The 12,159-nt window shown below is 67.8% G+C and carries 16 protein-coding genes; 11 read left to right on the top strand and 5 right to left on the bottom strand.

Going from position 1 to position 12,159, the window contains the following annotated elements; genetic code table 11:
• Positions 1–22: 22 nt before the first annotated feature.
• A complete protein-coding gene (locus QRN13_RS04080) occupies positions 23–1,153 on the bottom strand; it encodes a zinc-dependent alcohol dehydrogenase family protein (RefSeq protein ID WP_284876932.1) in 1,131 nt (376 codons plus the stop codon).
• A 110-nt stretch (positions 1,154–1,263) separates the two neighbouring features.
• Between QRN13_RS04080 and QRN13_RS04075 the strand changes: the two genes are divergently transcribed.
• Together QRN13_RS04075 and QRN13_RS04070 are read left to right on the top strand one after the other, a co-directional pair.
• A complete protein-coding gene (locus QRN13_RS04075) occupies positions 1,264–1,698 on the top strand; it encodes an acyl-CoA thioesterase (protein ID WP_055806518.1) in 435 nt (144 codons plus the stop codon).
• A 47-nt stretch (positions 1,699–1,745) separates the two neighbouring features.
• A complete protein-coding gene (locus tag QRN13_RS04070) occupies positions 1,746–2,279 on the top strand; it encodes a MarR family winged helix-turn-helix transcriptional regulator (RefSeq protein WP_284876931.1) in 534 nt (177 codons plus the stop codon).
• 22 nt (positions 2,280–2,301) lie between these two features.
• Here the strand turns inward: QRN13_RS04070 and QRN13_RS04065 are convergent, their stop codons facing one another.
• Positions 2,302–3,204: a pepsin/retropepsin-like aspartic protease family protein gene (locus QRN13_RS04065; RefSeq protein WP_284876930.1), complete on the bottom strand. Its 903-nt coding sequence runs from the start codon at positions 3,202–3,204 to the stop codon at positions 2,302–2,304.
• Between the two features lie 57 nt (positions 3,205–3,261).
• On the opposite strand from QRN13_RS04065, the gene QRN13_RS04060 reads away from it, so the two are divergent.
• A complete protein-coding gene (locus QRN13_RS04060; RefSeq protein ID WP_284876929.1) occupies positions 3,262–3,780 on the top strand; it encodes a PadR family transcriptional regulator in 519 nt (172 codons plus the stop codon).
• A 15-nt stretch (positions 3,781–3,795) separates the two neighbouring features.
• Here the strand turns inward: QRN13_RS04060 and arsC are convergent, their stop codons facing one another.
• Both arsC and QRN13_RS04050 read right to left on the bottom strand, forming a co-directional pair.
• Entirely contained in the window at positions 3,796–4,200 is a 405-nt protein-coding gene (gene arsC / locus QRN13_RS04055; RefSeq protein WP_284876928.1) for an arsenate reductase (glutaredoxin), read from the bottom strand.
• Positions 4,201–4,205: 5 nt separating this feature from the next.
• On the bottom strand, positions 4,206–4,541 hold the full coding sequence (locus tag QRN13_RS04050) for an ArsR/SmtB family transcription factor (protein WP_017506449.1): 336 nt from the start codon (positions 4,539–4,541) through the stop codon (positions 4,206–4,208).
• An 81-nt stretch (positions 4,542–4,622) separates the two neighbouring features.
• Here QRN13_RS04050 and QRN13_RS04045 point away from each other — a divergent pair, with 81 nt between their 5' ends.
• Positions 4,623–5,906, top strand: coding sequence for an arsenic transporter (locus QRN13_RS04045; protein ID WP_165118337.1), 1,284 nt, complete (start codon positions 4,623–4,625; stop codon positions 5,904–5,906).
• Positions 5,907–5,910: 4 nt separating this feature from the next.
• Here QRN13_RS04045 and QRN13_RS04040 read toward each other — a convergent pair whose 3' ends face one another.
• On the bottom strand, positions 5,911–6,111 hold the full coding sequence (locus tag QRN13_RS04040) for a hypothetical protein (protein WP_055753936.1): 201 nt from the start codon (positions 6,109–6,111) through the stop codon (positions 5,911–5,913).
• 148 nt (positions 6,112–6,259) lie between these two features.
• On the opposite strand from QRN13_RS04040, the gene QRN13_RS04035 reads away from it, so the two are divergent.
• From QRN13_RS04035 to QRN13_RS04005, 7 genes are all read left to right on the top strand, one after another.
• The gene (locus QRN13_RS04035; RefSeq protein WP_055753937.1) at positions 6,260–7,033 is read left to right on the top strand and encodes a YebC/PmpR family DNA-binding transcriptional regulator; all 774 of its coding nucleotides are present in this window, start codon (positions 6,260–6,262) and stop codon (positions 7,031–7,033) included.
• Between the two features lie 84 nt (positions 7,034–7,117).
• A complete protein-coding gene (locus QRN13_RS04030; protein WP_055753938.1) occupies positions 7,118–7,636 on the top strand; it encodes a hemerythrin domain-containing protein in 519 nt (172 codons plus the stop codon).
• A 76-nt stretch (positions 7,637–7,712) separates the two neighbouring features.
• Positions 7,713–8,408 carry an MgtC/SapB family protein gene (locus QRN13_RS04025; RefSeq protein ID WP_284876927.1) on the top strand — a complete coding sequence of 232 codons (696 nt, stop codon included), beginning with the start codon at positions 7,713–7,715 and terminating at the stop codon, positions 8,406–8,408.
• Positions 8,409–8,454: 46 nt separating this feature from the next.
• A complete protein-coding gene (ruvC, locus tag QRN13_RS04020) occupies positions 8,455–8,973 on the top strand; it encodes a crossover junction endodeoxyribonuclease RuvC (RefSeq protein ID WP_055753940.1) in 519 nt (172 codons plus the stop codon).
• Complete coding sequence (ruvA, locus tag QRN13_RS04015) at positions 8,970–9,587, top strand: Holliday junction branch migration protein RuvA (protein ID WP_026108607.1); 618 nt, start codon at positions 8,970–8,972, stop codon at positions 9,585–9,587. The genes ruvC and ruvA overlap by 4 nt, the downstream gene beginning before the upstream one ends.
• 13 nt (positions 9,588–9,600) lie before the next feature.
• Positions 9,601–10,632 carry a Holliday junction branch migration DNA helicase RuvB gene (gene ruvB / locus QRN13_RS04010; RefSeq protein WP_017506438.1) on the top strand — a complete coding sequence of 344 codons (1,032 nt, stop codon included), beginning with the start codon at positions 9,601–9,603 and terminating at the stop codon, positions 10,630–10,632.
• A 57-nt stretch (positions 10,633–10,689) separates the two neighbouring features.
• Positions 10,690–12,156 carry an alpha/beta fold hydrolase gene (locus QRN13_RS04005; protein ID WP_284876926.1) on the top strand — a complete coding sequence of 489 codons (1,467 nt, stop codon included), beginning with the start codon at positions 10,690–10,692 and terminating at the stop codon, positions 12,154–12,156.
• The last annotated feature ends 3 nt before the right edge of the window (positions 12,157–12,159 follow it).

Here is a 12,159-nt window from a genome sequence, read left to right as displayed (position 1 = left end):
GGGCGGCGGGATTACACTGTCGTCACGGTTGAACGATCAGCCGCACGACCTCGCCGGCGTGGAGGCGGTCGAAGCCGGTGTTGATGTCGTCCAGGGGAATGACGCCGCTCATCAGGCGATCGACCGGCAGGCGGCCCTGGCGATACAGGGCGACGTAGCGGGGGATGTCGCGGCTGGGGACGCAGGTGCCGATGTAGGAACCCTTCAGCGTGCGCTCCTCGCCGACCAGGGAGACGACATTGACGGCCAGCGCCGCATCGGGCGGCGGCAGGCCGGCGGTGACGGTGGTTCCGCCGCGTTTGGTCATCTTCCACGCCGCCTCCAGCGCCCGGACCGAGCCGGCCATTTCGAAGGCGAAGTCGGCGCCGCCGTTCGTCAGGGCGCGGACCTGATCGACCGCATCGGGGTCGGCGGCGTTGACGGTTTCGACCGCGCCGAGGGTGCGAGCCAGGGCGAGCTTGTCCTTGGACAGGTCGACGGCGACAACGGGGCTGGCGCCCGAGGCCAGGGCGCCCAGCACGCTGGCCAAGCCCACGCCGCCCAGGCCGATGACGACGACGCTCTGGCCCGCCTTGACCCCGGCGGTGTTCACAACGGCGCCGACGCCGGTCAGGACGGCGCAGCCGAACAGGGCCGCCTCTTCGAACGACAGGTCGGGATCGATCTTGACCAGGGAGCGGCGTGAGACGACGGCCCGCTCGGCGAAGGCGGAGCAGCCGAGGTGGTGGTTGACCGGCTCGCCCTCGCGGGAAATGCGGCGGGCGCCGGACAGAAGCTCGCCCCGGCCGTTGGCGGCGGCGCCCGGCTCGCACAGGGCAGGACGGCCGCCAGCGCAGGGATCGCAATGGCCGCACGACGGCATGAAGACCATGACGACGTGATCGCCGATGGCGAGATCGGTGACGCCATCCCCCAGCGCCTCGACCACGCCCGCCGCCTCGTGCCCCAGGGCCATGGGGAGGGGGCGCGGGCGGTCGCCGTTGATGACCGACAGGTCCGAGTGGCACAGGCCGGCGGCCTTGATCGCGACCAGCACCTCGCCGGGGCCGGGCGGGTCCAGCGTGACGGTCTGGACCGACAGGGGGCGGCTATCGGCGTAGGGGCGGGCGGCGCCCATGTCAGACAGGACGGCGGCGCGGGTCGTGAGGGTCATGCTTCAAGCCTTCGTCATCAACGACCTATCGATAGGCGCTTGACCTAACGTCGTCCAAGCTAGAGCGTCGGTATCGAGAGCGACGGTTCGCGTCGCCGAGGGAGACGACGATGCCGAAACGAGACGAGGGCGCGCTGGCGCAACGGGCGACCTACAAGGCCTTCCACATGGTCTCCACCCGGTGGGCCGACAACGACCAGTACGGCCATATCAACAACGCCAAATTCTACGAGTTCGTCGACTCGGCGGTGAACGCCCATCTGCTGATCGCCAATGCGCTGGACGAGTCCATCGGCCTGGTGGTGGATTCGGGCTGTCGCTACACCTCGTCGCTGAAGTTCCCCGATGTGATCGAAGTCGGCATCAAGGTCGATGCGATCGGCACCTCCAGCGTCACCTACGGCTTTGCGGTCTTCAAGCGCAGCGTCGACGTTCCCGCCGCCATCGGCCATTTCGTCCACGTCTATGTCGACGCCGAAACCCGCCGGCCCAAGCCGTTGCCGGCGCGGCTGAGGAGCGTGGTGGAGAACCTTCGCGCGGGGTAGGGGCTGTCGCCGTTTTCCGCCGTTCCACGTCCAATTCCTAGATTCCGATGTCTTCCGACCCCGCTGATCTTGATGACGCCTTCTATCTGAACGTCTCGGAGACGGATGTGGCGACGACCGGGGAGGATCCCCGCGCCAGCCTGGAGCTGGTCGTGTCCATGCGCATCGCCTTCGTGGCCCGGGCGTGGATCACGCGCGCCAATGCGCTGTTTCGCGGTCGAGGCTATACGGCGGCCCAGCGCGCGCACCTGTATGTTCTGGCGTCCAAGCCCAAGGGGATGACGCAGGCGGAGCTGGCGGCGATCCTGCGGATATCGGAGGCGTCGCTGTCACGCCGCATCAAGCTGTCGATCGAAGAGGGGCTGGTGTCGCGTCATCCGTTTTGCGGCGACGGACGGGCCAATCTGATCCGGCTGGAGCCCAAGGGGCTGGATGCGCTGAACGCCTCCGATCGCGTCGCGCGTGAGGATCGCACCCGACTGCTGGCGGGCGTGACCGATGACGAACTGGCCATCACCGCCAAGGTCCTGAAGCTGCTGACGGATCGCATCCCGCAGACGCCTGAACGGTCCGACGCCTGACGGCATCGGACCGCCCTGAACGTCAGTCACCCGCCAGGACCCAGGTGCGTTCGTTGGTGGGGTCGAAGACGAACCGGAACTTGCGCATCATGGGCAGGCCGACATTGGGGGTTCCGCCCTCGATGAAGCGCAGCTTGGGGCTGTCGATCTCGACGCCGCCGACCTTGACCGGGCCGTCGGCCTGGGCCTCGTACACCGGCTGGGTTCCGGCGGCCGAGGTCGCGATGCCGATCTTGCGCGGCTCGCCCTTCAGCTTGATCTGGCTGACCAGAGACAGCGGCAGGAGGAAGGCGCTGTCGTTGCCGGTGTCCAGGGTCGCCTCGACCGAGGCGCCCGGCAGATCCAGGGCGACGACCGGCAGCCGTTCGTCGTCGGAATAGGCGTGTCCTGGGCCCTCGGGACGCTGGGGCGCGTCGGGCGCCATGATGCGCAGCTCGCCTTTCGCCAGGTTCATCTCGACCAGTTTTCCGCGAAAGCTGTTGGGGCCGAAGATGCCGACTTCGTCCTCGTCCCTGAACTCGAAGACGGTGGCGGGGCCCTCGGTGATCGCATAGCCGCCCAAGGTCACGCCCTTCAGGCTGGTCGTATAGCCGGGCACCATCAGGCCCGTACTGCCGTCCCTGGACTGGGACGGCCCCACATTCGGCATGCCGATGTCGTCGGCGTAGGACTTGTAGATCAGATTGCCGTTGGTGCCGGTGTCGAAGACGACGGGCGCAGGATGGCCGCCGTTGATCCGCATCATCAGAAGCGCGCGGCCGTCCGAGACATAGAGCGGGATGCGGGCCACAGCGGCCGCCGGCGCGGACGCCTGAGGGGTCGCTTGAGAGACGGGTGCGGCTTGCGCCGCAGCAAGGCCAGCCGATAGGCTGGCCCCGGCCAGGCAGGACGCCGCCATGGCGCGTTTGAACAGGGACCGGATCATGCATTCCTCCATGGACGTCGATAGTCCGATTAGGACTATCGACCCGGATCGGGTCAAATGAACAATCGGCAAGGAAGCCTGACGGAGCTGGAAGGCGCCATCCTGTCGGAAATCCATCACCGCGGCGCCTTGACCGCCTTCAAGGTCCGCAAGGCGTTCCAGGAGTCGATGTCTCTGGAATGGAGGGGCAGCGCCGGCGCCGTCTATCCGGCCATTCGACGATTGACGGATCGTGGCGTGATCGAAGCGGTCGAGACGGGCTCGGGCCGGGGCACGGTTCTTCTGTCCCTGACGCCGCAGGGGGTCGCGGTGATGGAAGACTGGATCTGCGACGCCGAGCGCGCCGCCAGTGTCGGTCTGGATCCCTTCCGCCTGCGCTCAGGCATGTGGGACCGCCTGCCGCCTGTCCGAAAGGCCGAGGCCATGGCGGCCCTGAGGCGCACGGTGGAGGCGGAAATCGCCGCCCTGCGTCAGTATGTGGTGTCTCTCGACGCGATCGAGCGTCCTCGCATCGAACTGGCCATCAACCTGCAGCTCAGCCGTCTGGACTGGCTGGACAGGCAACGCGCGTCATAGACCTCGCGCCCGCCCCTAGGCGTCGAGAATGACTTGGCCGTTTTCCTTGACGAAGGGCTTGGCGAGATGTTCGGGCAGCAGCTCCAGCACCGCCTCGGACGGGCGGCACAGTTTGACGCCCAAGGGTGAGACGACGATGGGGCGGTTCATCAGGATCGGGTGCGCCGCGATGGCGTCCAGCAGCTGGTCGTCAGACAGGCTTGTGTCGCCCAGGCCGAGGTCGGCGTAGGGCGTGCCCTTTTCTCGCAGGATATCGCGCACCGATACGCGCATCCGTTCGACCAGTTGGGCCACCAGCGCGCGGTTGGGCGGGGTCTTCAGATACTCGATCACATGCGGCTTGATCCCGACGTGGCGGATCAGGGCCAGGGTGTTGCGCGACGTGCCGCAGGCGGGGTTGTGATAGATAACGACGTCCATTGGCCTCAGTCGCAGCAGGGGGCCAGTTCGGCCAGCAGGGGTTGGCAAAGCTCGGCGCGGCCCTGGCAGCAGTCCTTCAGCAGGAACAGCACGACCTCACCCAGTCGATCCAGATCGGCCCGGTAGATGATCGACCGGCTGCGCCTCTGGGACGCGATCAGCCCGGCGCGAGACAGCACGCCCAGATGCGCCGACATCGTATTGGTCGGAACGGCGAGCCGATCGGCGATCTCTCCGGCCGGCAGGCCGTCCGGCGCATGGCGGACAAGCAGCCGGAAGGCGTCCAGTCGCGTGGATTGCGCCAGGGCGGCGAGCGCGAGAATGGCGGGTTCGGATTCCATTATTCCAAGATACTGGAAATATAGTTTCGTGCAAGCTAGAGAGGGCGGTGCGGTCGTCGTTCGACCGGGATGGAACCGCCCATGGTCGTCGCCTTTCTGATCTTCGCGGTCACCATCACCCTGGTGATCTGGCAGCCGAAGGGGTTGCAGATCGGCTGGAGCGCGATGGGCGGTGCGGCGGCGGCGCTGTTGCTGGGCGTCGTCACCCTGGCCGACATCCCCGTGGTCTGGGACATCGTTTGGAACGCCACGGCGACCTTCGTCGCGATCATCATCATTAGCCTGTTGCTGGACGAGGCGGGCTTCTTCGAATGGGCGGCGCTGCATGTCGGGCGATGGGGCGGCGGCCATGGACGCAGGCTGTTCGTCCTGTTCGTCCTGCTGGGCGCGGCGGTGTCGGCGGTCTTCGCCAACGACGGGGCGGCGCTGATCCTGACGCCCATCGTCATCGCCATGCTGCTGGCGCTCGGCTATGGCCCCAAGGCGACGCTGGCCTTCGTGATGGCGGCGGGCTTCATCGCGGATGCGGCCAGCCTGCCGCTGGTGGTGTCCAACCTGGTCAACATCGTCTCGGCCGACTTCTTCGACATCGGCTTCGACCGCTATGCGGCGGTCATGGCACCGGTGAACCTGGCGAGCATCGCGGCGACGCTGATGGTGCTGTTTTTCGTCTTCGGACGCGATATTCCCAAGGCCTATGACGTGGAGCGGTTAGCCGCGCCGTCCAGCGCGATTAAGGACCGGGCGACCTTCCTGTGGGGCTGGATCATCCTGGCGTTTCTGCTGATCGGCTTCTTCGTGCTGGAACCGCGAGGGGTGCCGGTGTCCGCCGTCGCCGCGACGGGGGCGGTCGTCCTGTTGGTCGTGGCGGGCCGCGGCGCGGTCATCAGCACGACGAAGGTGCTGCGCGAGGCGCCGTGGCAGGTCGTGATCTTCTCTTTGGGGATGTATCTGGTCGTCTATGGGCTGGGCAACGCCGGTCTGACACGCCAGATCGCGGGCCTGCTGGACGGCTTCGCGCAGGGCGGAGTCTGGGGCGCGGCCTTCGGAACCGGGTTTCTGACGGCCTTCCTGTCGGCCATCGCCAACAATATGCCCACGGTCCTGATCGGCGCCCTGTCGATCGACGCCTCGGGCGCGACGGGCGCGGCGAGGGAGGCGATGATCTACGCCAATGTCATCGGCAGCGACCTGGGGCCTAAGATGACGCCCATCGGCTCATTGGCCACATTGCTGTGGCTGCACGTCCTGGCGCGGAAGGGCGTGAAGATCGGCTGGGGCTATTATTTCAAGGTGGGCGTGGTGCTCACCCTGCCGGTCCTGGGCGTCGCCCTGGCGGCCCTGGCCTTACGCTTGAGCGTCTAGGGCCTCAGTCGTCCAGACGGCCGATCAGGAACAGGGCGCCGACGGCGGTCAGGGCGCCCAGGGTGAAGGCGGTGACGATGGCGCCGGTGGCGACGGCGGTGGAGACGGTGACCGGGCGGGCTTCGTACCACTCGACAATGTCGGCCTCGTGCAGGTCCTCGTCCATATAGCCTTCGGCTTCATAGATGGTGTCGTCTGCGGTCATGGCTTTACGCTCCGTCTGTCTTGCCCGGATCAATACGCCCAAACGGTACAGGTTCCACCCCTCTCGCCCCCGATCGGCGTATCGTGACAGGATGCCGCTCTTCGTTTAGGAGGCGCTGCTCAGGTTCAGAACGCTCAAAGACGATCCCATGGCCGGCCACTCGAAATTCAAGAACATCATGCACCGCAAGGGGCGCGCCGATGCGCAGCGCTCCAAACTGTTCTCCAAACTGTCGCGCGACATCACCGTGGCGGCCAAGTCGGGCCTGCCGGATCCGGCGGCGAACCCGCGCCTGCGCCTGGCGGTCAACAACGCCAAGGCCGAGAGCCTGCCCAAGGACGTGATCCAGCGCGCCATCAACAAGGCCGCCGGCGGCGACGTCGATACGATGGAAGAGGTCCGCTACGAGGGCCGGGGTCCGGGCGGCGTGGGCATTATCGTCGAAGCTTTGACCGACAACCGCAATCGGGCGGCGTCCAACATCGGCGCGGCCTTCAAGAAGAACGGCGGCGCCCTGAGCGAGATGAACTCGGTCGCCTTCATGTGGGACAAGGTGGGCAAGATCACCTACGCCGCCGAGGCCGGTTCGGAAGACGCCGTCATGGAGGCCGCCATCGAGGCCGGCGCCCAGGACGTCGAGAGCGATCTGGTCAAGCCCGACATCTATGAGGACGCGCCGGGCCACACGATCTGGACGGCCTTCGAGGACCTGAACGACGTCGCCGAGGCCATGTCCAAGGTGCTGGGCGATCCCAAGTCCACCGCCATCGTCTGGAAGCCGCAATCCGAAGTGCCGGTGACCGGCGAGGCCGTCGGCACCCTGTTCAAGCTGCTGGACGCGCTGGACGCCGAGGACGACGTGTCGGCGGTCTATTCCAACGAGGACATCTCCGACGAGGACGCGGCCAAGTACGCGGGCTGATCCCGAACGACCGCGAGTCGTTCGCACGGAACCGGGTCGTGCGCCGGGCGTAACGAGGCTTCACCGCTACGCCTGGAGCCCCCTATGGATATCACCCAGCTGATCCTCGACGACCATGCCGAACAGCGTCGGCTGTTTGCGATCATCGAACAGATCGACCCCAAGGACACCGATGCGCTGAGCGCCGTCTGGTCGCGGTTGTCGGCGTTCCTGGATGTGCACGCCGAGGCCGAGGAGCGGTTCTTCTATCCCGAGCTGCTGAAGCAGGGCGAAGGCGCCAATGACGCCGAGGACGGCACGGTCGAGGGCGAGACCGAAGACGCCATCGAGGACCACAACAAGCTGCGCGACGCGGTCAAAGCGGTCGAAAAGCACAAGGTCGGCACCAAGGCGTGGTTCGACGCCGTGGGCGAGGCCAACGTCGTCAACTCCAAACACATGGGCGAGGAAGAGCGGCAGGGGCTGACGGACTTCCGCATGAACGCCGACGTCGAGACGCGCCATGAGCTGGCGGTGAAGTTCGCCGCCTTCGAGGCCGAGTACATCACCGGCGTCAAGCCGGTGAACAAGGACCCCGAGACCTATATCGAAAAGCACGGCTGAAGCGGTCGCTGCGACCACGATGTCGCAGCATCGTCCGTCCAAGGAACATCCGCGCTCGGCCCGTCGTTGAGCGCGGATGAATCTGGGTAGTCTGGAAGGCGCCGTCCTCCCGATCCTCGGCGCGGTGATCGCGGGCGGGGTCATCGGCTTCGAGCGCGAATGGCGGGGCCGGGCGGCGGGCCTCAGAACGCACATCCTGGTCAGCCTGGCGTCAGCCCTACTGATGCTGGCGGCCATGTCGCAGGCCGATTGGGCGTTCCGCGCCCTGCCCGACGAGAACATCGTCACAGACCCGACGCGGATGGCGCACGGCGTGCTGACAGGGATCGGGTTCCTGTGCGCCGGGGTGATCTTCCGCACCGGATTTTCGATCCATGGGCTGACCACGGCGGCGTCGCTGTGGATCACCTCGGCGATCGGCATTCTGTTCGGGGCAGGGCTCTATGCGCTGGGGACGGCGGCGACGGTGGTCACGGCGCTGATCCTGATCGGCTTGAGACTGATCAACGGGCGTTTGCCGGCGCGCACGGTCGTGGACGCCGAAGTCTGCTGGGAGCGGCGCGAGGAGTCGCCGGAGCCGGCGATCGAGGCGGCGCTGAAAGCCATCGATGCGGACGCGCGACACGACCGGTTCGAGCTGATAGATGGACAGACCGTTCGACGGACCTGGCGATTGAAGGCCGCCGAGGAAGGCCAGCTGAAGCGGCTGGCGGAACAGCTGTGCGCCATACCGGGCGTGGTCGCTTACAGCCTGGACCCGCGCGACGACTGAAACCGTTCATTGCCCGATAACCCTCTTTGCGGCATGAGGGGAACGGATGGCGAACGAACCTGTCAGAATCATCGGCCTGGACCCCGGTCTGCGACGCACCGGCTGGGGGGTCGTCGTGTCGGATGGCGCGCGCCTGAGGTGGGTGGCGCACGGGGTGGTGGCCCCGCCCGAGACCGCGCCGTTCAGCGAGCGGCTGCTGCATCTGTTCGAGGCGCTGGGAACGATCTGCGCCGACCACGGCTGCGAGGAGGCGGCGGTGGAAGAGGTGTTCGTCAATGTGAACCCGTCCTCGACGCTGAAGCTGGGTCATGCGCGGGCGGCGGTGATGCTGGCGCCGGCCAAGGCGGGCCTGACGGTGGCGGAATATTCGCCGAACCTGATCAAGAAGGCGGTGGTGGGCGCGGGCCATGCGGACAAGAGCCAGATCGCCTTCATGGTCAAACGGCTGCTGCCGACCGCGGGCGACGTGAAGGCGGATGCGGCCGACGCCCTGGCGGTTGCGATCACCCATGCGCAACTCAGGAAGCGGTCCTTGCTGGAAGCGATGCACCGGGGGGCGGCGTGATCGGGCGGTTGAGAGGCGTGCTGGCCGAGGTCGGCGAGGCGGAATGCCTGATCGACTGCGCGGGCGTGGGCTATGTCGTGTCGTGCGGGGCGCGGACGCTGGGGCGGCTGCCGGCGCCGGGCGACGAGGCGACGGTGCATGTCCATTCGCAGTGGAGCGAGGATGCGGGGCCGCGCCTGTATGGATTTCTGACGCGCGACGAGCGGCGGGCCTTCACGACCCTGCTGGCCATTCAGGGCGTGGGGCCCAAGGCGGCGCTGGCGGTGCTGGACGTTCTGCCGCCCGGCGAACTGGCGTCGGCGGTGGCGCGCGAGGACAAGGCGGCGGTGGCGCGGGCCAACGGGGTGGGGCCGAAGCTGGCGTTGCGGATCGTGACCGAGCTGAAGGGCAAGCCCTTGGGCGATGTCGGTTTTGCGCCTGTCGCACCCGGCATGCACGTCGAGATCGCACCGCCCGTTCCGTCCATCACCGGCGAGGCCGTGTCGGCCCTGCTTGGACTGGGCGTCGCCGAGGTCAATGCGCGCCGGGCCGTGGATCAGGCTTTGATCCGTCTGGGCGAAGAGGCGGAGCTGTCGGCGGTGATCCGCGCGGCGCTGCAGGAGTTGGGCCGATGAGAGCCGCATCGACATGACCCGCGTCATCTCCCCCGAGGCCGAGACCGGCGAATCCTTCGACCGCGCGCTGCGGCCGCAGACGTTGTCGGAGTTCGTCGGCCAGTCGCAGGCCAAGGGCAATCTGAAGGTCTTCATCGATGCGGCGCGCGGCCGGGCCGAGGCGCTGGACCATGTGCTGCTGTTCGGACCGCCGGGACTGGGCAAGACGACGCTGGCGCAGATCGTGTCGCGCGAACTGGGCGTGGGGTTCCGGGCGACCTCCGGGCCGATCCTGGCCAAGGCGGGCGACCTGGCGGCGATCCTGACCAATCTCGAGCCGCGCGACGTCCTGTTCATCGACGAGATCCATCGCTTGAGCCCCCAGGTCGAGGAGATCCTGTATCCGGCCATGGAGGATCATGTGCTGGACCTGATCATCGGCGAGGGGCCGTCGGCGCGTTCGGTGCGGATCGACCTGGCGCCGTTCACGCTGGTGGGGGCGACGACGCGGGCGGGTCTGCTGGCCACGCCGCTCAGGGACCGGTTCGGCATTCCGCTGCGACTGGAGTTCTACACCCCCGACGAACTGACGGCGGTGGTGCGCGGCACGGCGCGCAAGATGGGCGCAGCCATCGACGAGGCGGGCGCGCGCGAGATCGCGTCGCGGGCGCGGGGCACGCCGCGCATCGCCGGGCGTCTGCTGCGCCGGGTGCGGGATTTCGCCTCGGCGGAAGGGGCCGAGACGATCTCGAAACTGGTGGCGGCGCGGGCGCTGGCGCGGCTGGAAGTGGACGAGGCCGGGCTGGACAGCCTGGACCGGCGCTTCCTGAAGGCGTTGATCGAGAACTACGGCGGCGGGCCGGTCGGGATGGACACCTTGGCGGCCGCCATCGCCGAGGCGCGCGATGCGGTCGAGGACGTGATCGAACCCTATCTGCTGCAACAGGGCTTCATCATGCGCACCCCGCGCGGCCGCATGGCCTGCGCCAAGGCCTATGCACATCTGGGCCTCAGCGCGCCGGCGCAACCGGCCGCCGGACCCGTGCCGGGCGACCTGTTCGAATAGGCGTTGCCAAGCGGGGCGGGCGGGGGTTTGCTGGGGGCGAACCGGAGCCGTCGTCCCATGATCCTGCGCACCCTGGCCGTGATGGCGTTTGCGGCCGGCCTGACCGGTCTGGCGCCGCCTGCGAGAGCGGCGGCCCCCGTCTTCACCGACAAGGCCTGTCCCAGTGATTGGCCGACGGGCCTGCGCGAGGTGCGGTGCGGGATCCTGACGGTGGACGAAACGCGCGACGGCTCGGTCAGCGATCGACGCATCGAAATCGCGGTGGTTATCTTCAAGGCCAGCGCGCCCTACAAGAACGCCACAGGCCAGGCGCTGCCGCCGATGGTGATGTTCCACGGCGGACCGGGCGGGGCCCTGACGCCCGGAGCGGGACGGATGCTGGCGGCGCTGCGTCGCAATCCCGAAGCCTTTGCGGTGGATCAGGACGTGATCCTGTTCGACCAGCGGGGCGGCGGGGCGAGCAACCCGTCGATGGACTGTCCGGGCGTCGAACTGACCGATGCGGGGCCGCCGTCCGACAAGGACCGCGACGGGCTGATCGCCTGTCTGAAGGGGTATCAGGCGCAAGGGATCGACCTGAACCAGTACAACGCCGCCGCCATCGCCGACGATGTGAAGGACATGGCCCAGGCCCTGGGTCTGGCCAAGATCGACCTGTGGGGCGGATCGTACGGGCCGCGCATCGAGGCGGCGGTCATCACCCACCAGCCCCAGATCGTGCGCGCCGCCGTGATGGACAGCCCCTGGCCGCCCGAGGGCAACTGGGCCGTCGGCACGCCCGAACAGGTCTCGGCGGCGGTGAAGATCATCCTGGCCAAATGCGCGGCCCAGGCGGCCTGCGCGGCGCAGCATCCGGACCTTCAGGCGCGGTTCGAGGCCGAGGCGCGCAAATGGCTGGCCGGTCCGGTGACGGGCAAGGACGGGCGCACCTTCAACGTCGACGACCTGTCGGCCTTCCTCATGGACACGACCTATAGCGCGACGGGCGTGCGCAGCCTGCCGGTCGATCTGGACAAGATCATCGCCGGCGACCTGACGCCGGTCGCGGAGATCGCCGAGGACCGGACCTATTATTTCGAGGGCCAGCACATGGCCCACCTGTGCAAGGAAGAACTGCCGTTCGAGTCCAAGGCGCGGCTGGCGGCCGGGGCGGCCGGTGATCCGGTCGCCGAGGTGCTGGTCCCGTCGCTGTCGCGGCTGTTCGACGTCTGCGCGGCGGTGGGCGAACGGCCGGCGCTGCCGATTGAGAACCTGCCGGTCCAGACCGACATCCTGACCCTGTTCGTCGCCGCCGAGATCGATCCGGGCTGCCCACCGCCGCTGACCGAGGCCGCCGCCAAGGGCTATGCGAACAGCCAGGTGGTGATCGTGACCAATGCGACCCACGGCGTCATCAACGCCAGTCCCTGCACGCGCAAGATGGCGCGCGACTTCCTGCGTGATCCGTCCAAACCGGTGGATCGAACCTGCCTGCCCGCCGCCGACACGCCGCTGGACTTCACCCTGGATGCGCCCGCCGCATGAGGG

It is taken from the genome of Brevundimonas sp. MEB006b (assembly GCF_030209705.1).
GTDB lineage: Bacteria > Pseudomonadota > Alphaproteobacteria > Caulobacterales > Caulobacteraceae > Brevundimonas.
This window is presented reverse-complemented; position numbering and strand designations above follow the sequence as displayed.